The sequence below is a fragment of the Brachybacterium sp. NBEC-018 genome (genome assembly GCF_024860185.1).
Lineage (GTDB): Bacteria > Actinomycetota > Actinomycetes > Actinomycetales > Dermabacteraceae > Brachybacterium > Brachybacterium rhamnosum.
Window position 1 is genome coordinate 496,048 of the sequence record NZ_CP100650.1, and the last position, 22,478, is coordinate 518,525.

The window sequence follows — 22,478 nt, forward strand, 5'->3', positions numbered from 1 at the left end:
GCGCACCCGGATGCGACATGCCCCGGGACGGGACCCCGGAGAGGAGAGCCGATGGGCTTCGACGCCGCCCTCGCCCATGCCGTGCCCCACAACGCGATGCGCTTCCTCGGGCACGACGAGCATGTGCACGACGTGCCGCACCTCGTGCACATGGTCATGGGGCACGGCGTGCTCACCGCCCCCGGGCAGCGACTCGTGCTCGAGCCGCGCAGCTCCGTCTGGCTCCGTGCAGGCGTCCCCCACGCGCTCGAGCTCGCCGACCACTCGATCGCCCTGGGCCCCCTCATGGGGCCGGAGGTCTCCCCCGACCGCCCGGTCGCGGCGCTCGGCGTCGTCCCCGCCATCACCGACCTCATGCTCGCCCGGCTCGCCGCGGGCCCCTCCACCCCCGAGCAGTGCGACCTCTTCACCGACGCCCTCGAGACGATCCTCCGCTCGATCGCGCAGGAGGACTTCCCCGCTCCCCTGCCGACCCACCCCGCGGCCCGACGGATCGGCCTCGACGCCTGCGCGGTGCCCGAGCTGCCCCTCGGGGTGCTGTGCGAGCGCCACGGGATCAGCAGCCGCCACGTCCAGCGGCTCTTCCGCCAGCAGACGGGCATGACCTTCAGCCGCTGGCGCCGCCGACGGCTGCTCAGCCTCGCCTCGCAGAGCCTGCGCGGCGGCTCCTCCCCCGCGGCCGCCGCCCGCCGCGCGGGATTCGGCAGCCGGGCTCACCTCATGCGGGCGATGGCCCAGGAGTCCGATCACGCGACGGAGCCGGCGCCGTCGACTCCCGCTGGACCAGCTGGGTCTCGAGCTTGAACGGATGGGCGAACAGCCCGGGATCCGCGGAGAGCGCGAGCAGACGCTCCACCGCGACCTGCCCCATCTGGAACAGGGGCTGGCGCACGGCGGTGAGCTGGGGATGCGTCCACTGCGCGATCATCGTGTCGTCGAAGCCGACGACGCTGAGGTCCTCGGGGACGGAGAGCCCGCGCTGGCGTGCGGCCCGCATGACGCCGACGCCGAGGGTGTCCGCGACGGCGAAGATCGCGGTGGGCGGATCGGCGAGCGCGAGCAGCCTGTCGGCGCCGTCCTGCCCGGCTCGGTAGCCGAAGTCGCCGTGCTCGATGAGCTCCTGGTCCACGGCGATCCCTGCCTGGGCGAGGGCGCTGAGGTACCCCTGGACCCGCTGGCGCGCGGGGACGGAGTCCTCCGGCCCGCCGACGATCCCGATGCGGCGGTGGCCGAGCTCGAGGAGGTGCTGGACGGCGCTGCTGCCGCCCTCCCAGTTCGTCGCCGAGATCGCGACGACGCCGCGGGTGTCCGGCTCGATGGTCACGGGGTCGATCGCGATCAGCGGAAGGGAGAGGTCCTTGCTCCAGCGGGCGTGCTTCGGCCCGATCGGCGAGGTCACGGCGATGAGCCCCTCGACGCCGCGGGAGGCGAGGTCGGCCATCATGGCCCGGGTGGGGCCGGCGGGGACGGCGCCGTCGCCGCCGTCGGAGCTCGAGACCATGATGTCGACCTCGGCCCGGCGGGCGGCCTGCTCCGCCCCCTCGAGCACCTGCAGCGCGTAGGGGCTCGTGAGCGTGTCGAAGTGGATCATCACGGCGCGGCGGCGCTCGACCTCGCGGCGGCGGGGGCGGTAGCCGAGGGCCTCGGCGGTCGCGGCGACCTCCTGACGGGTCGAGTCGCGCACGTCGGAGCGGCCGTTCATCACCTTGGAGGCGGTGGCGAGGGAGACCCCTGCCCGCTCCGCGACGTCCTTGAGCGTCACCTTGTCCTGACGCGCTGCGCTGTGCGCCATCAGCACTCCCCTCTCGTGGCTCACCGACGGCTCAGGCTACTAGGAGAAGCGGGGCGCCCTAGTCCCTCAGCGCGGGGTGCCCGGAGCGGCCGCTCGCCTCGGCGAGCGCGTCCTGGACGGCGTCGTAGGCGGGCTTGCGCGTGAGGTCGTCCCGCAGGACGGTCGCGGCCCCCTGCCCCGGGAAGGTCACGGGGACCCACGAGTACCTGTCCACGACGCCCCACAGGGTGAGCGAGCCGCAGCCCTCGACGGACAGCGCCGCCTCGGTCGCGCGGCGGTAGTGCTCGGCCTGGGTCGCCAGCTGCTCCGCCGTCGGCTCGCCGCCCTCGGGCAGGTCGATGCGCACGTCGAGCTCGGTGATCGCCGTCCGCAGGCCGAGGTCCGCGAAGCGGCGGAGGTTCGCGGCGAGGTCGTCGGGGAAGCCGTAGCGGGTCGAGAGGTGACCCTGCGTGGAGAACCCGTGCACGGGGACGCCGTCGGCGAGGAGCTCCTGGACGAGCGCGTGGTACGCGTCGGACTTGGGGTTGATCCCCTCGACGTTGTAGTCGTTGAGGAACAGCTGCGCCTCGGGGTCGGCCTCGTGGGCCCAGCGGAAGGCGTCGGCGATGATCCCCGGCCCCAGCTCGCGGATCCAGATGTTGGCCTCGGTGCGCAGGGCGGCGGAGTCGTCGAAGATCTCGTTGGCGACGTCCCACTGCTGCATGCGACCGGCGTAGCGGCCGACGACGGTCTCGATGTGGTCCCGGAGGATCTCCCGCAGCTGATCGGGCGTGTGGTCGCCCTGCTCGAGCCAGGCCGGGTTCTGGTTGTGCCAGAGCAGCGTGTGCCCACGCATGACCTGGCCGTTCGCGGCGGCGAAGTCCGCGATGGCGTCCGCGTCGGTGAAATCGTAGACGTCCTCCGCCGGGCGGAGATGGTCCCACTTCATCTGGTTCTCCGCCGAGAGCGAGGTGAACTCGGCGGCGAGCACCTGCCGGTAGGGCTCGTCGTGCGTGAAGGGGTCGGGGTAGGGCTGCGAGAGGTGGTGGCCTCCGCCGGCGACGGCGCAGCCGATCTCGAGGACGTCCCCGGCGGCGAAGGCGAGGGTGTCCTTCTTGGCGAGGCCCGGGGGCGTGGGCTTCCGCTCCGCGTGCGCCGCGGCGGGGGTCGCGGCGGCGAGCGTCGTGGCGACGGCTCCGGCGGTGAGGATCTGACGGCGTCTCATGGTGTCTCCTTCGACGGTGATGAGGGTGCTGCAGAGGGGGTGCTGCGTGGTGGGGTCGCTCAGCCCTTGACCGAGCCGAGCATGACGCCCGAGACGAAGTACCGCTGCACGAAGGGGTACACGCAGAGGATCGGCACGAGGATGAGGATCATCGTCACGGACTGGATGTTCGCGCTGATGTCCGCGACCGCGGAGCCCGAGGCGGCGGCGCCCTCGGAGGCCGCCGTGGAGGCGCCCGCGATGAGGTTCCTCAGGTAGAGCGTCACGGGGAACAGGTCCGTCCGGTCGAGGTACAGGAACGCCCCGAACCAGTCGTTCCAGTACTGCACCGAGTAGAAGAGCACCATCGTCGCGATGACCGCCTTCGACAGCGGCAGCACGATCCGGAAGAAGATCCCGAACCAGCCGAGGCCGTCGATGTGCGCGGCCTCCTCGAGCTCGGTGGGCAGGTTCTCGAAGAACGCCTTCATGACGAGCAGGTTGAACACCGAGAGCGCCGGCGGCAGGATCACCGCCCACATCGTGTTCTTCATGCCGAGCGAGGAGATGAGCACGTAGTTCGGCACGATGCCGCCGTTGAAGAACATCGTGAACACCGCGATGCCGATGAGCAGGCCGCGCCCCCGCAGGTGCTTCTTGGAGAGCACGTACGCGTAGGTCGTGGTCAGCACCATCGCGATCGAGGTGCCGATCACCGTGTACAGCACGGTGTTGCCGTAGCTGCGCCAGAAGGTGTCGTTGTTCGCGACCGCGCGGTACGTGTCCAGGTTCGGGTCCACGGGCAGGAGGTTCACCTTGCCCGCGCTGATCGCGCCCGCCGAGCTGAAGGACTGCGCCAGCAGCATGACGAACGGATAGAGCATCACCGCGCACAGCAGGAGCAGCGCGATCATGTTGACCGTGCTGAAGATCCGGTAGGACCGGGAGTCCCGGATCCGGGTCGTCGTGCTGCGCGGGCTCGTCGTGGGCGCCGCCTCGGGCGCCATCGCCTCGATCACCACAGGCTCGTCCCCACCAATCGTCTCGAGATGAAGTTCGCGGCCATGACCATGACGAAGCCGATGATCGCCTGGAACAGGCCGATGGCCGCCGCATAGCTGAGGTTGTTGGACACCAGGCCCACCCGGTACAGGTAGGTGGAGATGACGTCCGCGGTCGAGTAGGTCATGGGGTTGTAGAGCAGCAGGACCTTCTCGAAGCCGACGTTGAGGAAGGAGCCGATGTTGAGGATCAGCAGCGTCACCATCGTCGGCCGGATGCCCGGGAGGGTCACGTGCCAGGTCTGCTGCCAGCGGTTCGCGCCGTCGATCCGTGCGGCCTCGTAGAGGGCGTCGTCGACGGCGGTGAGGGCCGCGAGGTAGAGGATCGTCCCCCAGCCCACCGTCTGCCACGCCTCGGAGACCACGTAGATCACGCGGAACCACTCGGGGCGCTGCAGGAAGGTGATGGGGTCCCCGCCGAGGGCCTCGACGATCTGGTTCGCGGTGCCCTGCAGCGAGAGCAGCTGGTAGACCATGCCGACCACGATGACGACGGAGAGGAAGTGCGGCAGATAGCTGATCGACTGCACGATCTTCTTGAAGTGCCGACGCCGCACCTCGTTGAGCATGAGCGCCAGGATGATGGGCAGCGGGAAGCAGACCACGAGGGTGGTCCCGCCGATGATCGCGGTGTTCGCGAAGACCTTCCAGAAGGCGGGGTCCTGGATGAACATGCCGACGTAGCGCATGCCGACCCACTCGTCGCCGAAGATGCTGCCGCCGGGGCGGAAGCGCCGGAAGGCGATGACGTTCCCGGCCATGGGCAGGTAGCGGAAGATCAGCAGGAACAGCAGCGGGAGCGCCGCCATCGTGTAGAGCGGCCAGTCGCGCCGCAGCGCCCGCCTCCACGCGCCGCTGCGCCGTCGGGGCGCCGCGGTGCGCGGCTCGGCGACGGTCATCCGTTCGCCTCGACGAATCGGGCCCGCGCGCCGTTGAGCAGCTCCATGTACTGCGGGAGCCCCGCGGCCTCGAGCTCGGCGACGTAGGCGTCCCACTCGTCCATCGGCCGCTCCCCCATGATGAAGCGGAGCGTCGCGGTGTCCACGGCGTCCTTGATCGGGGTGGCGAGCAGGGAGGCCTGCTCGAGCTCGGCCTCGTCGAGCGGGGCGGGCGGGAACGGATCGCGCGGGGTGCGCGTGGTGAGCACGTCGTCGATGTACTGGACGAACTCGGGGGTGCTGTAGGACTCCTTGAGGGCCCGGGACTCGGTGGACTCCGCGGGGAAGGTCGAGTAGCCGAGGTCGATCTTGATGTCCTCGCCGGCGTCCTTGTTGATGCCGAAGTCGTTCAGCGAGTAGCCGTCCTCGAGCGTGATCGTGCCGTCGCCGGCCTTGGAGTAGGTGGTGCCCTCCTCGCCCCAGCGCAGCATCTCGCGCGCCTGGGGGCTGTAGTAGAGCCAGTCCACGAACTGCAGCGTCGCGAGGAAGTTCTCCGACTCGGTGACGGCGGAGCTGAGCATGAAGCCGTGCCAGAAGTTGCGGGGCTCGACGTGGTCGCCGGCCGGGCCGCCGGGCGGCGGGACGAGGGTGATCTCGAAGTTGCCCTTGCCGACGGTCTCCTCGAGCGCCTGGGCGAACTCGATCGCGGTGCCGGAGGAGCCGGAGGCGGCGAAGCAGGTCTCGGCGGCGAACTTCTCGCTCACGCTCGCCGCGCCGCTGCCGTCGTTCGAGGCGGTGAAGGACTCCTTGTCGAGCAGGCCGTCGGCGACGAGGCCGCGGAAGAAGTCGACGAGCTGGCGGTACTGCTCGGTGGTCGCGGCGTAGACGAGGTCGTCGCCGTCACCCTCGATCGCGCCGTCGCCGAAGCCCCAGCCGGCCTTCGTGCCGAAGGCGTGGGCGGCGTAGTTGAGCATCGACTGCCCCTCGAAGCCGTCCGCGAGGGGGACGGAGTCGGGGTGCTTCTCCTTGATGAGCACGAGCGCCTCGCGCACCTCGTCCCAGGTCTCCGGCACCGAGCCGGCGACCTCCTCGAAGACGTCCTTGCGCAGCACGAGGCTGAACACGGGGACCGAGACCTCCTGGAGACCGGGGGTCATGTAGTACTTGCCGTCCGCCTGGCGGAGCTTCTCGACCATCTCCGCGAGGTCCCACTCCTTCACGTACTTCTGGAAGTTCGGCATCTTGTCCACGTAGTCGCTCATCGGCACCACGGCGCCGGAGGAGACGAAGGCGGCCTCCTCGCCGGTGTAGACGAGCGGGATGAGGGTCGGGGCGTCGCCCGCGCTGATCAGCAGGCTGCGCTTCTCGATCGCGTCGCTGAAGGGGATGTGGGTGAGGGTCAGCTCGACGTTCGTGAGCTCCTTGATGTGCTCGAAGATCCGCCAGGTCTTCTCGACGGGGACGTCGGGCCAGTCGGTCCAGAGCATGCTGATCTGGATCGGCTCGGTGGCCGTGAACTGCATGTCCGCGGCGTAGTCGTCCATGGCGCCCACGTCCTGCGTGCTCGCGTCGGCCTTCTCCTCGGAGCCGCTGCCGCAGGAGGCGAGGGTCAGCGCGCCGAGGCCGGCCGCCGTGAGGCCGACGAAGCCTCGCCGGGTGGGACCGAGGGGGAAGGGATGTGCCGTTGCCATGGTGTCTCCTCGTCGAGAGCGGAGCCGCACGGGATGTGACGGCCGATGGTGGTCCACTGCCGCGAAGTGCCCCGATGCCGGACGGACCGCGTCGCTGTGGCCCGTCATGCCCTACATGCTTTCGAGAAGTTTCGCGCTGCCGTCACGCTAATGCGCCCTCACCGCGCGGTCAAGACCCCACCCCTCTCGACCTGCATTGATCGTCGATGCGCCGGGCAGGCTCGCGACCAGCGCCGATAGCGACCCGACGTGCCGCGGAGCCCCTGAGTCACCCCTCCGGCAATGTCACGATCCCGCAACATTGCGAGGGCCAAGGTCGAAACTTTTCGTCAGCAGGTGCCAGACTGTCGCCGCCAGCAGGCCCGACCCAGGAGCAGCGATGACGCATCCGGACGCATCCCCCAGCCCGCGGCGGCCGCTCGCCGCCGTCACCGTGATCACGGAGGGCGTCTACCGGGCGCTCGTCATCGAGGCGCTCCTGGTCCTCGCCGCCGTGCCCGCGCTCCTCGCCTCGTCACTGCTGCCCGCCGGCCCGCTCGGCACGGCCCTGCTCGTCCTCGCCGCGCTGCCGCTGCTGCCCGCGCACGCCGCCGCCCTCCACGCCTGGAGCCGGCGCGGCACCGGCGGGGACCTCACCCCCGCCGCCGACCTCCTGCGCGGCCTCCGCCTGAGCACGGCGGACAGCCTCCGCCTCGGCCTCCCCGCCCTGGTCCTGCTCGCGGCGCTCACGACCGTCGCCACGACCGCGACGTCCCTGCAGCGCGGGGTGCTCCTCGCGGCGGCGGGCGTCCTCGCCCTGCTGCTCGCGCGCGGCCTGACGATCCTCGCGCGGTTCCGCTTCCGCACGGTCGACGTGCTGCGCCTCGCGGTGCACACCCTGCTCGCGCGGCCGCTCGCGACCCTCGCGCTGCTCTCGCTCGGAATCCTCACGGTCGGCTCGGCGGTGCTCGTGGGCGCCTTCGTGCCGCTCCTGTGCGGGAGCCTGCTGCTGCTCGCGCTCTCCCGCTCCGAGGCGCCCGTCGTGGCGCTCGTCGAGGAGCGCTTCGTCGCCTGAGCCTCAGGCCCCCGCCGGCACGACCCGCTCCACAGCCACGGGCGTGACGAGCTCGCGGGGACCGTCGCCCACCTCGCGCACGGGGCCGACGATGCGGAAGGAGCCCTCGAGGGTCGCGTCCTCGCTCGAGGCACCCACGCGCACGCGCAGCTCCCCGGGCTCGACGATCCGCCGGTAGCCCTCGTCGAGGAAGGACGTGCGGTCCGCGTGGAGCGTGAAGGTCACGCGGGCGCTCTCGCCGGCGGCGAGGGTGAGCTTCGTGAAGCCCACGAGCCGCTTGAGCGGGCGCACCACGCTCGCGACGGGGTCGGAGAGGTAGAGCTGGACGACCTCGCGGCCCTCGCGGTCCCCCGAGTTGGTGACCGTCGCGGAGATCTCGACGGCGCCGTCGGCCGCGATCTCCTCGGCGGAGAGCGTGAGGTCAGAGTAGGCGAAGCGGGTGTAGCCGAGGCCGAAGCCGAAGGGGTACAGCGGCTGCGGGTCGATGTTGGAGATCCCCTCGCTGACCCAGGCGAGCACGGGGGCGAGGTAGGTCCCGGGCTGGCCGCCCATGCCGCGGGGGATCCCGAGGGGGAGCCGGCCGGAGGGGTTCACGCGCCCGGAGAGCACACCGGCGATCGCGCCGCCGCCCTCCTCGCCGGGCATGAAGGCCTGCACGATCGCGGCACAGCGGTCGGCGTACTCGCCGAGCGCGTAGGGGCGTCCGGTGACGAGCACGAGGGCCACGGGGGTGCCGGTCGCGAGGACCGCCTCGACGAGCGCGTGCTGCGAACCGGGCAGGCGGAGGTCCGCGACGTCGCAGCCCTCGCCGGAGGTGCCGGCGCCGAAGAGGCCGGCGAGGTCGCCGACGGCGAGCACGGCGACGTCGGCCGTCTCCGCCGCGGCGACGGCGGCCGGGATGCCGCTCGTGTCCTCGTCGTTGATCGCGACGCCGGGCAGGGCGGTGACCTGGGCGCCGGGGAGCTCGGCGGCGAGGGCCTCGGCGAGCGTGGGCACGGGCACGGAGGTGCCGTGGTCCTCGAGCCGGGAGAGGACGTGGTTGGTGAAGCTGTAGCAGCCGAGGAAGCTGCGCGCCTCGAGGCCGGTGGGGCCGAGGAGGGCGATCCGGGCACCGGGGGCGAGCGGGAGGGCGCCCTCGTTGCGCAGCAGCACGACGGACTCCTCGGCCATGCGGCGGGCGAGGGCCCGGCTCTGCGGCGGGTCGAGGTCGATCGCCTCGCCGGCGGTGGTCGGGTCGTGGTCCGGGTCCAGGAGGCCGAGCGCGATCTTCTGGCGCAGCACCCGCCGCACGGCGGTGTCGAGCACCTCCTGCTCGAGCTCGCCCGCGGCGATCGCGTCGAGCAGCTCGGGGAAGGTGCTGGTCTCCGGCAGCTCGACGTCCATGCCGGCGCGGAGCGTCGCGACGGCGGCGTCGCGGGTGGTCCCGGCGACGCGGTGCATGGACTGCAGGAAGTTCACGGCCCAGTAGTCGGAGACGACGGTCCCTTCGAAGCCCCAGGTGCCGCGGAGCAGGTCGGTGAGCAGCCAGCGGCTCGCGGCGGGGGCGACGCCGTCGAGGTCCGCGTAGGAGTTCATGACGGCGCCCGCGCCGCCGAGGCGCACGGCCATCTCGAAGGGGACGAGGTCGATCTCGTGCAGCTCGCGGCGGCCGATGGAGACGGGGGCGTGGTTGCGGCCGGCGCGGGAGGCGGCGTGGCCGGCGAAGTGCTTGAGGGTCGCGACGACGCCCTCGCCCTGGAGACCGCGCACGTAGGCGGTCGCGAGCATGCCGGCGAGGTAGGGGTCCTCGCCGAGGGTCTCCTCGATGCGGCCCCAGCGGTAGTCGCGGACGACGTCGAGCACCGGGGAGAGGCCCATGTGGGTGCCGAGGGCGCGCATGTCGGCACCGATGCGCGCGGCCATCTCGCCGATCAGCTCGGGGTCGAAGCTCGCGCCCCAGGCGATCGCGGCGGGGTAGGTGGTCGCGCCGTGGGCCATGAGCCCGGTGAGGCACTCCTCGTGGGCGATCGCGGGGATGCCCTGGCGGGATCCGGCGATGACGACGGCCTGGAGCGCGCGGAGCTGCTCGACCCCGGCCTGCGCGTCGAGCGGGGCGCTGCCGAGGGCGCGGGTGAGGTGGCCGAGCCCGTGCTGCGCGGCGGCCTCGAAGGGGTCGCGGCCCTCGTCGAAGGTGGACTGCATCGGCGCGAAGCCCTCGGCGTCGCCGATCTCGGGGCGCTTCCAGTAGCTGCCGAGCTGGGCGATCTTCTCCTCCGGGGTGAGGTCCGCGAGCAGCGCCTCGGCGCGCTCGTCGGTGCTCAGCGAGGGGTCCCTCCAGGGGGCAGCGGTCACGGGGTGCTCCTTCGCACGGATCTGAACCAGCAGAAAGCTTTCTTACTACTTTCGATGCGATTCACCCTAGGACCGCCGCTTCCCGCCGTCAACATCCCGCGACCTGCGCCAGCGCGATGTCACGATACAACGCCACCCCGAAATCTTTCGGTCTACCGCGGCGCCGGACCCGTCGACTCCCGCGCGACGAGCTGCGTCTCGAGCTTGAAGGGGTGCGAGAACACGCCCGGATCCGCGGCGAGGGCGAGCAGCCGCTCGACGGCGACCTGCCCCATGGCGAACAGCGGCTGGCGCACGGCGGTGAGCTGCGGGCTCGTCCATCCGGTGATCATCGTGTCGTCGAAGCCGACGACGCTCAGCCCCTCGGGCACACCGATCCCGCGCGCGCGGGCCTCGCGCAGCGCGCCGACGGCGAGCGCGTCCGAGGCGCCGAAGACCGCCGTGGGCGGCTCCGCGAGATCCAGCAGCGTCGCCGTGCCGCGCGTCCCCGCCTCCTCCCGGAAGGCGCCGTGGACGATGAGCTCCTCGGAGACCGGCAGCCCCGCCTTCGCGAGCGCGCTCACGTAGCCCTCGAGCCGCTGCTGGGCGGGGACCGAGTCGCGGGGCCCGGCGAGCATGCCGATCCGGCGGTGCCCGAGCTCGAGCAGGTGGCGCACCGCGGAGGCGCCGCCCTCCCAGTTCGTCGAGGTCACGGAGACGACGCCCGGCGCGAGCTCCCCCTCGACGATCGGGTCGACGGCGACGAGCGGGAGCGAGAGGCTCCGGCTCCAGCGCGCGTGCTGCGGCGCGATCGGGGTGACGAGGGCGATGAGGCCGGCGGCGCCGCGCGCGGCGACCTCGGTCATCCAGGCCCGGTCGAGCCCCTCCCCCTCGGAGCTGCTGAGCAGCAGCTCGACGTCGGCCCGCCGCGTGGCGTGGGTGATGCCGGCGAGCACACCCATCACGTAGGGGCTGTCCACGGACTGCAGGTGCACGGCCACCGATCGCGGCACCTCCGCCGCGGCGCGGCGGCGCGGCGTGTAGCCGAGCTCCTGCGCGGCCTCGGCGACGGCCTCGCGCGTCGCGGCGCTCACCGCGGCGCGCCCGTTCATGACCTTCGAGGCGGTCGCGAGGGACACCCCCGCGCGCCGCGCGACCTCCTCGAGCCGCACGCGCCTCCGCGGTGCCGGCTCCGTCCCTGCCGTGCGCTGTCCCATCGCCCCTCCGTCCGTGGTCCTCGCCGAAGCATACGAGAGAAAGTTTCTCTCTCCCCCATCACGCCCGCCAAGCCCCGCAGCCGACTACCGCGGGAAAGCGCTCGCCCGCCTGTCGCTCTCGGGGAGATCCACGTCGACCGGCCATCACCCCAGGCCACGCCCGTATCGATACACCGACCGCGCGGTTGACGGCGCTGCGGATCGTTGGTAATTTTCCCTTACTTACCGCTGTTCCCCGCGTGCACCCTCACGCTCGACCACCCGTCAACGATGACATCCAGGAGCAGGTCATGAGAAACTTTTCCTTCACCCGGCGATCCCTCCTCGGCGGCACCGCCGGCGCCGCCGCCCTGACCCTCGCGGCCTGCGGCACCTCCGGCCCCGGCGGCTCCGCGGGCGGCGGCGACTCCGCCTCGATCTGGCAGCTCTCCGGCCAGCCGAACGAGACGATCTACCAGGACTCGATCGACGCCTTCAACGAGCTCGGCAAGGGCAGCCTCGAAGTCACGTTCTTCCAGAACGACGCCTACAAGCAGAAGATCCGCACCGCCATCGGCGCGGGCGAGGCGCCCACGATCATCTACGGCTGGGGCGGCGGCGGCCTGCGCACCTACGCCCAGGAGGAGCAGGTCGACGACCTCACCCCCTGGCTCGGCGAGAACGCCGACTTCCAGAAGCGCTTCATCGACTCCGTGTGGGGCGCCGCGACCGTCGACGAGAAGGTCTACGCCCTCCCCATCGGCGCGACGCAGCCGATCATCATGTTCCACAACAAGACGGTGCTCGAGACGATCGGCGCGGAGGCCCCGGAGACCTGGGACGCCCTGCTCGACGTGATCGACAAGGCGAACGCGAAGGGGATCGCCCCGATCTCGCTCGCCGGCCAGTCCCGCTGGACGTCGATGATGTGGCTCGAGTACCTCCTGGACCGCATCGGCGGCCCCGAGGTCTTCGCGCGCATCGCCGCCGGCGAGAAGGACGCCTGGCTCGACCCGGCCGTCATCGAGATGGGGAACAAGGTCACCGAGCTGCTCGAGGTCAAGGCCTTCGCCGAGGGCTTCGAGTCCATGGCCGCGGACTCCAACACCGACCAGGCGCTGCTGTGGTCGGACAAGGCCGCGCTCATGCTCCACGGCGGCTGGACCTTCGGCGGCATGAAGTCCGGCGGCGGCAGCTTCGTCCAGGACGGCCGTCTCGGCTACGGCCCCTTCCCCACGATCGACGGCGGCAAGGGCGAGCTCGCGAACCTCGTGGGCAACCCGTGCAACTACGTCTCGCTCTCCGCGGTCGCCTCCGAGGAGGAGAAGACCGTCGCGAAGGCCTACTTCCTCGAGGGGATGATGACGGACGACGTCGCCGCGGACTTCGTGGCCTCCGGCTCCGCCCCCGTCATCACCGGGCAGGAGGACGCCCTCGCCGCGAGCGACGACGCCGAGTACCTGCAGTGGGTCTACACCTCGCTGCAGGACGCCCCCTCCTTCACGCAGTCCTGGGACCAGGCGCTGCAGCCCACCGCGGCGGAGCAGCTGCTGGTCAACACCGAGCAGCTGTTCCTCGGCAAGGCCACGCCGGAGCAGTTCGCCGAGGCGATGAACGCGACCCTGGAGGGCTGAGGTGACGACGACCCCCGCCGCCCCGCACCGCGAGCGCCTGCAGCTCTCGCACCTGCTCTTCGCCGCCCCGGCGCTGCTCTTCTTCCTCGTCTTCGCGATCCTGCCGCTGCTCGGCGTCGTCGCCCTGTCCTTCACCTCGTGGAACGGGATCGGCGCGATCGAGTTCACGGGCCTCACGAGCTGGACCGAGGCGCTCTCCCGCGAGACCACCTGGCGGGGCCTGCTCCTGGTGCTGCTCATGATCGTCGCGACCTGGGTCCTGCAGACCCCGCTCAGCATCCTGCTGGGGACCTTCCTGGCCGGGCAGCAGCGGTACCGCGGCGTGCTCGCGGTGCTCTACTTCCTGCCGCTGCTGCTGTCCTCCTCCGCGATCGCGATCACCTTCAAGTCCCTCATGGACCCGAACTTCGGGCTCGCGAGCGGGCTGGGCCTGCCCTTCCTCAAGCAGAACTGGCTGGGCGACTCGACCCTCGTGTGGATCGTGCTGCTCGTGATCATCGCGTGGCAGTTCATCCCCTTCCACACGCTCATCTACCAGGGTGCCGTGCGGCAGATCCCGCAGAGCATGTACGAGGCGGCGCAGATCGACGGCGCCGGCCGCGTGCGCCAGTTCTTCTCGATCACGCTGCCGCAGCTGAAGTACACGCTCATCACGAGCTCGACGCTCATGGTCGTGGGCGCCCTGACCTACTTCGACATCATCTTCGTGCTCACCCAGGGCGGTCCCGGCGTCTCCACCCGGATCCTGCCGCTGGACATGTACCTCACGGGCTTCCGCGGGAACGAGATGGGCGTCGCGAGCGCCCTCGCCGTGATCCTCGTGGTGCTCGGCCTGGGTCTCGCCCTCGGGGTGCAGCGGCTCGGCGGCAAGGACGCCTCCGCGAGCCAGACGGAAGGAGCCTGACATGAAGCGCAACTGGATCGGCGGCACCTTCGGGTGGCTGTGGCTGCTCGCCGTGCTCCTGCCCCTCTACTTCGTGGCGATCACGAGCCTGAAGTCGATCAGCACGTACTTCGGCTCGAACCCGGTGCTGCCCTCCCCGCAGCTCGCGTTCGAGAACTTCACGGCCGTGCTCGAGGCGGACTTCACGACCTACCTGCTCAACAGCGTGCTCGTCGCGCTCGGGACCGTGGTGCCGCTCGTGCTCATGGCCTTCATGGCCTCGTACGCGACGGTGCGCAGCCGGCACCGGCTGTTCCGGCCGGTGCGGAGCCTGTTCCTGCTGGGCCTCGCGATCCCCGTGCAGGCGACGATCGTGCCGATCTACCTGCTGATCATCCGCATGCACATGTACGACTCGCTCGCGGCGCTCATGCTGCCGGGCATCGCGTTCGGCCTGCCGCTGAGCATCCTCATCATCTCCAACGCCCTGCGGGACGTGCCCGGGGAGCTGTTCGAGGCGATGGACATCGACGGCTGCACCGAGTGGCAGAAGATGTGGCGCCTGGCCTTCCCGATCGTGCGCCCCGCGCTCGTCACGGTCGCCGTCTACCAGGCGCTCATGTCGTGGAACGGCTTCCTGTTCCCGCTGATCCTCACGCAGAGCCCGGACATGCGCACGCTCCCGCTCGCGCTGTGGAGCTTCCAGGGCGAGTACGCCACGAACGTCCCGGTCGTCATGGCCGCGGTGGTGCTCTCCTCGATCCCGATCGTGCTGCTGTACATCGTGGGCCGGCGCTATCTCGTGAGCGGCATGACCGCCGGATCCGGCAAGTGATCGGCGGGGTCAACGGCTGCCCGGCCGACGGTCGGGGTGGTCACGAAGGGGTCACGGCCGGTGACCGGCGGGTCACCGTCGGCCGGCCGACGGCGAGGGTGGTGACGAGCGACGGAACCCCTCCGTCCCTGCGAAAGGACACATCATGGACCTCGTCACCGGCCTCCTCGACTCGATCCTCGGCCTCGTCGGCGGTCTCCTCGGCGGCATCCTCTGACCTTCTCCCCACCCGGGGGACGGGGGGAGCCGCGGCGACGGCTCCCCCCGTCTTTCTGTTCCCTGACCTGCGCGACCATGATAAGTTCGAGATGTTAACCAGTGGTCGGCGCCGCGCGCGGCCGCACTCCCCCCACCGCCACCGTCCGCTCACCGAGGAGCCGTGACCCCTGCCGTGACCACCCAGACACCCCGCCCGCTGCGCGTCGGCCTCATCGGCCACGGCTTCATGGGCGCCGCCCACTCCCACGCCTGGCGCACCGCGCACCGGTTCTTCGATCTCCCGCTCACACCGGAGCTGCGCACCCTCGCCGGCCGCAACCCCGAGACGCTCGCCGCGGCCGCGGAGCACTACGGCTTCGCGGGCACCACGACCCGCTGGCAGGACGTGGTCGAGGACCCGGAGATCGACGTCGTCGACATCTGCACCCCCGGTGACACGCACCGCGAGATCACCCTCGCGGCGCTCGCCGCCGGCAAGCACGTGCTGTGCGAGAAGCCGCTCGCGAACTCCGTCGCCGAGGCGGAGGAGATGGCCGCCGCGGCCCGCGAGGCCGCGGCCCGCGGGATCCGCTCGATCTGCGGCTTCAGCTACCGCCGCACCCCGGCCCTCGCCTACGCCCGCCGGCTCGTCGAGGAGGGCTTCGTGGGCGAGATCCGGCAGGTGCGCGCCCAGTACCTGCAGGACTGGCTCGCCGACGCCGACGCCCCCATGACCTGGCGCCTGGACAGGGAGAAGGCCGGCTCCGGCGCGCTCGGCGACATCGGCGCGCACGTCGTCGACCTCGTCCAGTGGATCACCGGCACCCCGATCGAGGCGGTCTCCGGCACCCTCGCGACGGTCGTCCCCACCCGGCCCGCGGCCGGGGACATGCAGGGCCTCGGCGGCAAGGGCGACGTCTCCGGCGAGCGCCAGCAGGTCACGGTCGACGACACCGCGCTGTTCTCCGCGCGCCTCGCCGGCGGCGTGCTCGGCTCCTTCGAGGCGACCCGCATGGCGCAGGGCCGCAAGAACGCGATGCGCGTCGAGATCAACGGGGCCTCGGGCTCCGTCGCCTTCGACTTCGAGCGCATGAACGAGCTCGAGATCTACGACGCGACCGCCCCTGCGGGCCGCCAGGGCTTCACCCGGGTGCTCACCACGGAGCCCGAGCACCCCTACGCCGCGGCCTGGTGGCCCACGGGCCACGGCCTGGGCTACGAGCACACCTTCACCCACGAGGTCGTGGACCTCGTGCGCGCGATCGGCGAGGGCTCCGACCCCTCCCCCTCCTTCGACGAGGCCCTGCACGTCCAGCGCGTGCTCGCCGCCGTCGAGGCCAGCCATGACGACGGCTCCCGCTGGACCGCCGTCACCCCCGACGAGCAGGAGCAGGACCGATGACCACCACCCCCACCCGCGAGGCCCTCGTCGTGCGCGGCGGCTGGGACGGGCACCAGCCCGTCGAGGCGACGGACCTCTTCGTCCCCTTCCTCGAGGAGCACGGCTTCCACGTGCGGATCGAGGAGTCCCCCGCGGTCTACGCGGACGCCGCGTACATGGCGACCGTGGACCTCATCGTCCAGTGCATGACCATGTCCACGATCGAGCGCCCCCAGTTCGAGGGGCTGCGCGCCGCGGTCGAGGCGGGCACCGGCCTCGCCGGCTGGCACGGCGGCATCGCCGACTCCTACCGCAACGAGTCAGACTACCTCACGCTCATCGGCGGCCAGTTCGGCTGCCACCCGGGCAAGCACCCGGACGAGCGCCGGGGCGAGCAGGCGGACAACTACGTCCCCTACACGGTGAACATGCTCCCCGAGGCCGCCGATCACCCCATCGCCCAGGGCATCGCCGACTTCGACCTCGTCACCGAGCAGTACTGGGTGCTCGCGGACTCCTACATCGACGTGCTCGCGACGACCACGCAGAAGGTGCGCGAGTGGGACCCGTGGCACCGCGAGGTGACCTCCCCCGCGATCTGGACGCGGCAGTGGGGCGAGGGCCGGATCTTCGTCTCCACCCCCGGCCACCGGGTCGAGGTGCTCGAGGACCGCAGCGTCCGCACGATCATCGAACGGGGCCTGCTCTGGGCCGCCCGCACCACCGAGAAGGAGACCACCCGATGAAGGTCGGCATGATCGGCTGCGGGAACATCTCCGCGCAGTACCTCGCCACGTTCCCCTCCCTGCCCGACGTCGAGCTCGTCGCCGTCGCGGACATCGATCTCGAGCGGGCCCGCACGGTCGCCGCCGCCCACGAGGGCGTGCGCGCCCTGAGCGTGGACGAGCTGCTGGCGGACGCGGAGGTCGAGACGGTCCTGAACCTCACGATCCCCGCCGCCCATGCGGAGATCGACCGGCGTGCGATCGCGGCCGGCAAGAACGTCTACTCGGAGAAGCCCTTCGCTGTCGCCACGGCCGACGGCGCCGCCGTGCTCGAGGCCGCCGCGGCGGCCGGCGTGCTCACGGGCTCCGCCCCGGACACGGTGCTCGGCACGGGCACGCAGACGGCGCGGGCCGCGATCGACGAGGGCCTCATCGGCACCCCCATCGCGGCGACCGCGACGATGCTGACCCCGGGCCACGAGCGCTGGCACCCGGCGCCGGACTTCTACTACGCGCCCGGCGGCGGCCCGCTGCTGGACATGGGCCCGTACTACATCCATGCCCTCGTGACCCTGCTGGGCCCGGTCGCCTCGGTGATCGGGGCGAGCAGCCGCACCCGCTCCGAGCGCACCATCGGCTCCGGGCCGCGCGCCGGGGAGTCGATCCCCGTCACCACGGACACGCACGTCACCGGGGTGCTCGTGCACGAGTCGGGGGCGCTGTCCACGCTCGTCATGAGCTTCGACGCGGTCGCGACGACGATCCACCCGATCGAGGTGCACGGCAGCGAGGGCACGCTCGCGGTGCCGGACCCCAACCGCTTCGACGGGGACGTCGAGCTGCGTCGCCTGGGCGGCGAGGGCTGGGAGACGCTGCCCGTGAGCGCCGGCCACCCGGAGGCCTCGCGCGGCATCGGCCTGCAGGACATGGCCGAGCGCGGCGAGGGGCTGCGGGCCTCCGGCGCGCTCGGGCAGCACGTGCTCGAGGTGATGAACGGGGTGCTCGAGGCGGCCGCGTCGGGCTCCCGCGTCGAGATCACGAGCACCGTGGAGCGCCCGGCGGCGGTGCCGCTGCCCGCCCCTGCACGCTGACGCGGATCAGCCGAAGGACAGCGGCAGCATCAGCGCCCGCGGGCCGAGCTCCTCGAGCTCGGCCCGCTCCGTCGGGGTCGCCGGGCGGCGTCCGGTCGCGATGCGGAGGGCGTCGGCGTCGGCCCAGCTCGCGGGCAGGCGCAGCCGCAGCCGTCGCTCGACCAGGTCGCGCGCGCCGGCGAGGCCGGCGTCGGGCGGCCCTGCGGGGGCGTCCTCCGGGTCGAGGTGGGCCACGAGGTCGAGGTGGTGCAGGGTCCACTCGAGCACATAGGCGCCCAGGTAGTCCCGCACGGTGAGACTCATGCCCTGCGTCGCGACCGGCAGCTCGGGGTGGGCGAGTGCCGCGGCGCGATCGGCGGCGGCGCCCAGGTCCTCGAGGTGGTGGCGCAGCAGCGAGGGGTCCTCGTAGGCGAGGGCGAGCCGATGGGTGAGGGCGTCGAGAGGGTCGCTGCCGTCGGGCGGGGCCTGCGAGGGCGTCCAGTAGCTCAGGGCGTCCGCGGTGGGCGCGGTCTCCGCGGGGGTCGCGAGGGTGATGAGCACGTCCTGCGCGTCGATGACGAGGTGGCACACGAGGTCCTGCACGAGCCAGCCGGCGCAGCCCGAGGGGGCGGCGAAGGCGCGGTCCGGCAGCGTGGCGACGGCCTCGCGCAGCGCCGTCCAGGTCGGGGAGAACAGCTCCATGCCCTCACGCTAGCGGGCCCCGGATCCGCCGTGGCAACCCCCGGCACCGCCCCCGGGCGCCCCGGCGCACCCGTCAGACTGTCCCTGCCCCCACCTCGACCGAAAGGACTGTCGATGCCTGCCTCCGAAGGCGCCAACTACGCCCCCGCCGCGATGCCGAAGCCGGTCGTGGAGCCCGGGGAGTTCGTGTTCGCCGCGATGCACCTGGACCACGGCCACATCGGCGGCATGACGCAGGGCCTGATCGGCGCCGGCGGCACGCTGAAGTGGGTGTACGACCCGCAGCCGGAGCGCCTCGCGGCGTTCGCCGAGCAGTTCCCGGGCGTGAGTGTGGCCCGCAGCGAGGAGGAGGTCCTCGAGGATCCCGAGGTGCGCCTGGTCGCCGCCGCGGCGGTCCCCGGTGACCGCGCCGCGCTCGGCATCCGCGTGATGGAGGCCGGCAAGGACTACTTCACGGACAAGACGCCGCTGATCAGCCTCGAGCAGCTCGCCGAGGCGAAGGCGGCCGTGGAGCGCACGGGCCGCAAGTACGCCGTGTACTACTCCGAGCGGATCCACGTGGAGTCGGCGGTGCTCGCGACCCGGCTGATCCAGCAGGGCGCCCTCGGCGAGGTCGTGCAGGTGCAGGGCATGGGCCCGCACCGCCTGGGCGATCCGGCGAGCCGCCCCGACTGGTTCTACGAGCGCGCCCGCTACGGCGGCATCCTCACGGACATCGGCTCGCACAACTTCGAGCAGATGCTCACCTTCACCGGGTCCGACGACGCCGAGGTGCTCTCGAGCGCGATCGGCAACTTCGCGCATCCCGAGCACCCCGAGCTCGACGACTTCGGCGAGGCGCACATCGCGCTCTCCTCCGGGGCGTCCGGTGCGGTGCGGGTGGACTGGTTCACGCCGGACGGCCTGCGCACCTGGGGCGACGGCCGCACCTTCGTGGTGGGCACCGAGGGCTACCTCGAGCTGCGCAAGTACATCGACGTGACGACGGACAACGGCCCGGACCAGGTCATCCTCGTGAACGGCGAGGGAGAGCAGCGGATCGAGGCGCACGGGAAGGTGGGCTACCCGTTCTTCGGGGAGCTCGTGCTCGACGTGCTGAACGGGACGGAGAAGGCGATGACCCAGGCGCACGCCTTCAAGGCGGTCGAGCTCGCGCTCATCGCCCAGCGCGACGCCCGGGTGCTGCGGGCCTCCGGCCAGTAACCCGCTGAACAGGCTCTCGCGGCCCCGGCCCCCTTCGGGAGGCCGGGGCCGCGTCATGTCGTCACCCGTGTGCTGTCGGCGATAGTTCGTGATCCGAACTTGTTATAGTTCACATTGCTCACTACATTGGGCGGACGTGAGCCTCTCCCCCGCCGATCTCCCCCAGCAGCTGACCCTGCAGTGCAGCCAGTTCGCCCGGATGGCCGCCCGCACCGCCCAGGTCGGGGTCTCCTCCGTCTCCTGGCGCGTCGCCGCGACCCTCCAGCGGCGCGGACCGCTGCGCCTGAGCGAGATCGCCGAGCGTGAGCGCGTCACCCGCTCCACCGCGACCGCCGTGATCCAGCGGCTCGAGGAGGAGGGGCTCGTGGAGCGGGCCCCGGACCCCACCGACTCCCGCTCCTGGCTCGTCTCCCTCACCCCCGCCGGGGACGAGCAGCTCGCCGCCTGGCGCTCCCAGATGGCGGAGCGCGTCGGCCCCCTCCTCGAGCAGCTCCCCGACGCGGACCGCGAGACCCTCGCCCGCGCCACCGAGATCCTCGCGGACCTCGTCGAGATCCACGACGCCTGACCCCAGAGAGAAGTCCCTGCATGACATCCAGCGCCCCCACGCTCCGCGACGCGTTCACCCAGCCCAAGGCGGTCTGGGCGATCGCCTTCGCCGCGACCGTCTCCTTCATGGGGATCGGCCTCGTCGACCCGATCCTCCCCGCCATCAGCGCCCAGCTCGACGCGACGCCCTCGCAGGCGATGCTGCTGTTCACGAGCTACCTGTTCATCACCGCGATCGCCATGTTCTTCACGAGCTGGTTCGCCTCCCGGGTGGGTGTGCGGACCACGCTGCTGATCGGGCTCGCGCTCGTCGTCGTCTTCGCGGCCCTCGCCTCGACCTCCGGCTCGGTGAACGAGATCATCGGCCTGCGCGCCGGCTGGGGCCTCGGCAACGCCCTGTTCATCTCCACCGCGCTCGCGGCGATCGTCGGCGCGACCGCGGGCCCCTCGGGCGGCGCGATCATCCTCTACGAGACCGCCCTCGGGATCGGCATGGCGCTGGGCCCGCTGCTGGGCGGCCTGCTCGGCTCGATCTCCTGGTGCGCCCCGTTCATCGGCACCGCGGTGCTCATGGCGATCGGCCTCGTCGCGATCCTCGTGCTGCTGCGCCGTGAGCCGCGGCCGGCGCACGTCTCCCCGCTCGCCGCGCTGCGCGCCCTGCGCCACCCTGCGCTGCGCACCCTCGCCCTGACCGCGGTCTTCTACAACTTCGCCTTCTTCACCCTGCTCGCCTACTCACCCTTCCCGCTCGAGGCCGCGGCGGCCGCGCGGGGCACGGAGTTCGGGGCGATGGGGATCGGCGGCGTGTTCTTCGGCTGGGGCGTGTGCCTCGCGATCACCTCGGTGTTCGTCGCGCCGGTCCTCACCCGTGCGATCGGCCTGATCCCGACCCTGCTGACCACCCTCGCCCTGCTCACCCTGCTCATGGTGGGGCTGTTCGCGCTGCACACCTCGATGGTCGGGATCATCGCGCTCATCGTGGTGGGCGGCCTGCTGCTGGGCGTCATGAACACGGCGCTCACCGAGACCGTCATGGAGGCGACCGACCTGCCGCGCGGCGTCGCGAGCTCCGCCTACTCGGGCGTGCGCTTCCTGGGCGGCGCGATCGCCCCGGCCGTGGCCGGCCCGCTCGCCGCCGCGACCTCCGCAGGCATGCCGTACCTGCTCGCGGCGGGCACGCTCGTGCTCTCGATCCTCATGCTGATCATCGGCCGGCGCCATCTCGCCGCGGTGAGCCACCAGCCCGTCCACCTCGAGGCCGTGGAGGAGGCCGAGGCGATCGCCGTGGGCGACGGCGCCTGAGCTCCTCACTCCCCGGCGGCCGTCGTCGCACCCCTTGACGTCCTCCCGTTAGCGATATATCGTCTAACTATCGCGACACAGACACCGATAGGTCGCGACCCCCAGAGAACATCAGGAGCACCTCCATGCGACACCACGATCACCAGCACCACGGCGAGCGCCGCTACCGTCCCGAGGACGGCGAGCGCGGCCGACGCGGCCCCCGCGGCTTCGGCCCCGAGGGCTTCGACCCCCGTGAGGGCTTCGGCCCGCGCGGCCCCCGCGGCCCCCACGGCCACGGGCGCGGCCGTCGGCCCCGCGGCGACGTCCGCACCGCCGTCCTGCTCCTCCTCGCCGAGGAGCCCATGCACGGCTACCAGCTGATGCAGACCATCACCGACCGCACGAGCGGCCGCTGGACCCCGAGCCCCGGCACCATCTACCCGACCCTCTCCCAGCTCGAGGACGAGGGCCTCGTGGAGACCGCGAAGGAGTCCGGGCGCAAGCTCGCGACCCTCACCGAGGCGGGCGCCGCGCACGTCGCGGAGCACCGCGAGGGCTGGTCCGACCCCTTCGCCTCGCCGGACGAGGACGCGGATCAGCAGATCCCGGACGTCCGCGCGGCGATGCACGACCTCGGCGGCGCCGTCCGCGAGGCCGGCCGCTCCGCGAACGCCGAGCAGCTGGCCCGCGTGACCGCGCTGCTCACCACCACCAAGCGCGAGGTCTACGCGATCCTCGCCTCCACCCCGGAGGCCTGAGCAGTCACGCCCCGGTTACTTCGGGGCGCAAGGAACGCTCACCCCCTGTACGTCGCTCACCTGCGCCGATAGCGTCGTCGAAGGCATGCAG

The 22,478-nt window shown here is 71.8% G+C and carries 20 protein-coding genes; 12 read left to right on the forward strand and 8 right to left on the reverse strand.

Annotated features, from left to right (window positions below; translation table 11 throughout):
• The first annotated feature begins 51 nt into the window (after positions 1–51).
• Positions 52–804: a helix-turn-helix domain-containing protein gene (locus tag NLU66_RS02250; protein WP_259361333.1), complete on the forward strand. Its 753-nt coding sequence runs from the start codon at positions 52–54 to the stop codon at positions 802–804.
• On the opposite strand, the gene NLU66_RS02255 is transcribed toward NLU66_RS02250, so the two are convergent.
• Genes NLU66_RS02255 through NLU66_RS02275 form a run of 5 tightly spaced genes read right to left on the reverse strand, consistent with a single transcriptional unit; the run spans position 719 to position 6,605 of the window.
• On the reverse strand, positions 719–1,792 hold the full coding sequence (locus tag NLU66_RS02255) for a LacI family DNA-binding transcriptional regulator (RefSeq protein WP_259361334.1): 1,074 nt from the start codon (positions 1,790–1,792) through the stop codon (positions 719–721). The genes NLU66_RS02250 and NLU66_RS02255 overlap by 86 nt on opposite strands.
• 58 nt (positions 1,793–1,850) lie before the next feature.
• Positions 1,851–2,996, reverse strand: a complete 1,146-nt coding sequence (locus NLU66_RS02260) for an endo-1,4-beta-xylanase (protein ID WP_259361335.1) — start codon at positions 2,994–2,996, stop codon at positions 1,851–1,853.
• Between the two features lie 59 nt (positions 2,997–3,055).
• A complete protein-coding gene (locus tag NLU66_RS02265; RefSeq protein ID WP_259362524.1) occupies positions 3,056–3,982 on the reverse strand; it encodes a carbohydrate ABC transporter permease in 927 nt (308 codons plus the stop codon).
• 8 nt (positions 3,983–3,990) lie between these two features.
• The gene (locus NLU66_RS02270) at positions 3,991–4,935 is read right to left on the reverse strand and encodes an ABC transporter permease (protein ID WP_259361336.1); all 945 of its coding nucleotides are present in this window, start codon (positions 4,933–4,935) and stop codon (positions 3,991–3,993) included.
• Positions 4,932–6,605, reverse strand: a complete 1,674-nt coding sequence (locus NLU66_RS02275; RefSeq protein ID WP_259361337.1) for an extracellular solute-binding protein — start codon at positions 6,603–6,605, stop codon at positions 4,932–4,934. The genes NLU66_RS02270 and NLU66_RS02275 overlap by 4 nt, the downstream gene beginning before the upstream one ends.
• 379 nt (positions 6,606–6,984) lie before the next feature.
• Between NLU66_RS02275 and NLU66_RS02280 the strand changes: the two genes are divergently transcribed.
• A complete protein-coding gene (locus NLU66_RS02280; protein WP_259361338.1) occupies positions 6,985–7,659 on the forward strand; it encodes a hypothetical protein in 675 nt (224 codons plus the stop codon).
• A 3-nt stretch (positions 7,660–7,662) separates the two neighbouring features.
• On the opposite strand, the gene NLU66_RS02285 is transcribed toward NLU66_RS02280, so the two are convergent.
• Together NLU66_RS02285 and NLU66_RS02290 are read right to left on the reverse strand one after the other, a co-directional pair.
• Positions 7,663–9,990, reverse strand: a complete 2,328-nt coding sequence (locus NLU66_RS02285) for a beta-glucosidase family protein (RefSeq protein ID WP_259361339.1) — start codon at positions 9,988–9,990, stop codon at positions 7,663–7,665.
• Between the two features lie 152 nt (positions 9,991–10,142).
• Positions 10,143–11,186 carry a LacI family DNA-binding transcriptional regulator gene (locus NLU66_RS02290; RefSeq protein ID WP_259361340.1) on the reverse strand — a complete coding sequence of 348 codons (1,044 nt, stop codon included), beginning with the start codon at positions 11,184–11,186 and terminating at the stop codon, positions 10,143–10,145.
• A gap of 290 nt (positions 11,187–11,476) precedes the next feature.
• Here NLU66_RS02290 and NLU66_RS02295 point away from each other — a divergent pair, with 290 nt between their 5' ends.
• From NLU66_RS02295 to NLU66_RS02320, 6 genes are all read left to right on the forward strand, one after another.
• Entirely contained in the window at positions 11,477–12,799 is a 1,323-nt protein-coding gene (locus NLU66_RS02295; RefSeq protein ID WP_259361341.1) for an extracellular solute-binding protein, read from the forward strand.
• A gap of 1 nt (position 12,800) precedes the next feature.
• Complete coding sequence (locus tag NLU66_RS02300) at positions 12,801–13,703, forward strand: carbohydrate ABC transporter permease (RefSeq protein WP_416232174.1); 903 nt, start codon at positions 12,801–12,803, stop codon at positions 13,701–13,703.
• Position 13,704: 1 nt separating this feature from the next.
• On the forward strand, positions 13,705–14,517 hold the full coding sequence (locus NLU66_RS02305; RefSeq protein ID WP_137769298.1) for a carbohydrate ABC transporter permease: 813 nt from the start codon (positions 13,705–13,707) through the stop codon (positions 14,515–14,517).
• A gap of 445 nt (positions 14,518–14,962) precedes the next feature.
• Positions 14,963–16,117, forward strand: coding sequence for a Gfo/Idh/MocA family protein (locus NLU66_RS02310; protein ID WP_416232191.1), 1,155 nt, complete (start codon positions 14,963–14,965; stop codon positions 16,115–16,117).
• Entirely contained in the window at positions 16,114–16,842 is a 729-nt protein-coding gene (locus tag NLU66_RS02315) for a ThuA domain-containing protein (RefSeq protein WP_259361343.1), read from the forward strand. Before NLU66_RS02310 ends, NLU66_RS02315 begins: the two co-directional genes overlap by 4 nt.
• Positions 16,839–17,912 carry a Gfo/Idh/MocA family protein gene (locus NLU66_RS02320; protein WP_259361344.1) on the forward strand — a complete coding sequence of 358 codons (1,074 nt, stop codon included), beginning with the start codon at positions 16,839–16,841 and terminating at the stop codon, positions 17,910–17,912. The genes NLU66_RS02315 and NLU66_RS02320 overlap by 4 nt, the downstream gene beginning before the upstream one ends.
• 6 nt (positions 17,913–17,918) lie before the next feature.
• On the opposite strand, the gene NLU66_RS02325 is transcribed toward NLU66_RS02320, so the two are convergent.
• The gene (locus NLU66_RS02325; RefSeq protein ID WP_259361345.1) at positions 17,919–18,593 is read right to left on the reverse strand and encodes a maleylpyruvate isomerase N-terminal domain-containing protein; all 675 of its coding nucleotides are present in this window, start codon (positions 18,591–18,593) and stop codon (positions 17,919–17,921) included.
• Between the two features lie 114 nt (positions 18,594–18,707).
• Here NLU66_RS02325 and NLU66_RS02330 point away from each other — a divergent pair, with 114 nt between their 5' ends.
• The 4 genes from NLU66_RS02330 (at position 18,708) to NLU66_RS02345 (ending at position 22,387) form a co-directional block, all read left to right on the forward strand.
• Positions 18,708–19,796, forward strand: coding sequence for a Gfo/Idh/MocA family protein (locus NLU66_RS02330; protein ID WP_259361346.1), 1,089 nt, complete (start codon positions 18,708–18,710; stop codon positions 19,794–19,796).
• 136 nt (positions 19,797–19,932) lie between these two features.
• On the forward strand, positions 19,933–20,364 hold the full coding sequence (locus tag NLU66_RS02335; protein WP_259361347.1) for a MarR family winged helix-turn-helix transcriptional regulator: 432 nt from the start codon (positions 19,933–19,935) through the stop codon (positions 20,362–20,364).
• A gap of 20 nt (positions 20,365–20,384) precedes the next feature.
• Entirely contained in the window at positions 20,385–21,647 is a 1,263-nt protein-coding gene (locus NLU66_RS02340; protein WP_259361348.1) for an MFS transporter, read from the forward strand.
• Between the two features lie 125 nt (positions 21,648–21,772).
• A complete protein-coding gene (locus NLU66_RS02345; protein WP_259361349.1) occupies positions 21,773–22,387 on the forward strand; it encodes a PadR family transcriptional regulator in 615 nt (204 codons plus the stop codon).
• Positions 22,388–22,478 lie beyond the last annotated feature (91 nt).

Excerpts from the sequence above, each read along its gene's own strand:
- NLU66_RS02270 (WP_259361336.1), bottom strand. The coding sequence starts at position 4,935 with ATGACCGTCGCCGAGCCGCGCACCGCGGCGCCCCGACGGCGCAGCGGC.
- NLU66_RS02320 (WP_259361344.1), top strand. The coding sequence starts at position 16,839 with ATGAAGGTCGGCATGATCGGCTGCGGGAACATCTCCGCGCAGTACCTC.
- NLU66_RS02340 (WP_259361348.1), top strand. The coding sequence starts at position 20,385 with ATGACATCCAGCGCCCCCACGCTCCGCGACGCGTTCACCCAGCCCAAG.
- NLU66_RS02275 (WP_259361337.1), bottom strand. The coding sequence starts at position 6,605 with ATGGCAACGGCACATCCCTTCCCCCTCGGTCCCACCCGGCGAGGCTTC.
- NLU66_RS02255 (WP_259361334.1), bottom strand. The coding sequence starts at position 1,792 with ATGGCGCACAGCGCAGCGCGTCAGGACAAGGTGACGCTCAAGGACGTC.
- NLU66_RS02295 (WP_259361341.1), top strand. The coding sequence starts at position 11,477 with ATGAGAAACTTTTCCTTCACCCGGCGATCCCTCCTCGGCGGCACCGCC.
- NLU66_RS02290 (WP_259361340.1), bottom strand. The coding sequence starts at position 11,186 with ATGGGACAGCGCACGGCAGGGACGGAGCCGGCACCGCGGAGGCGCGTG.
- NLU66_RS02310 (WP_416232191.1), top strand. The coding sequence starts at position 14,963 with ATGGGCGCCGCCCACTCCCACGCCTGGCGCACCGCGCACCGGTTCTTC.
- NLU66_RS02345 (WP_259361349.1), top strand. The coding sequence starts at position 21,773 with ATGCGACACCACGATCACCAGCACCACGGCGAGCGCCGCTACCGTCCC.
- NLU66_RS02260 (WP_259361335.1), bottom strand. The coding sequence starts at position 2,996 with ATGAGACGCCGTCAGATCCTCACCGCCGGAGCCGTCGCCACGACGCTC.
- NLU66_RS02280 (WP_259361338.1), top strand. The coding sequence starts at position 6,985 with ATGACGCATCCGGACGCATCCCCCAGCCCGCGGCGGCCGCTCGCCGCC.
- NLU66_RS02315 (WP_259361343.1), top strand. The coding sequence starts at position 16,114 with ATGACCACCACCCCCACCCGCGAGGCCCTCGTCGTGCGCGGCGGCTGG.
- NLU66_RS02265 (WP_259362524.1), bottom strand. The coding sequence starts at position 3,982 with ATGGCGCCCGAGGCGGCGCCCACGACGAGCCCGCGCAGCACGACGACC.
- NLU66_RS02325 (WP_259361345.1), bottom strand. The coding sequence starts at position 18,593 with ATGGAGCTGTTCTCCCCGACCTGGACGGCGCTGCGCGAGGCCGTCGCC.
- NLU66_RS02305 (WP_137769298.1), top strand. The coding sequence starts at position 13,705 with ATGAAGCGCAACTGGATCGGCGGCACCTTCGGGTGGCTGTGGCTGCTC.
- NLU66_RS02330 (WP_259361346.1), top strand. The coding sequence starts at position 18,708 with ATGCCTGCCTCCGAAGGCGCCAACTACGCCCCCGCCGCGATGCCGAAG.
- NLU66_RS02250 (WP_259361333.1), top strand. The coding sequence starts at position 52 with ATGGGCTTCGACGCCGCCCTCGCCCATGCCGTGCCCCACAACGCGATG.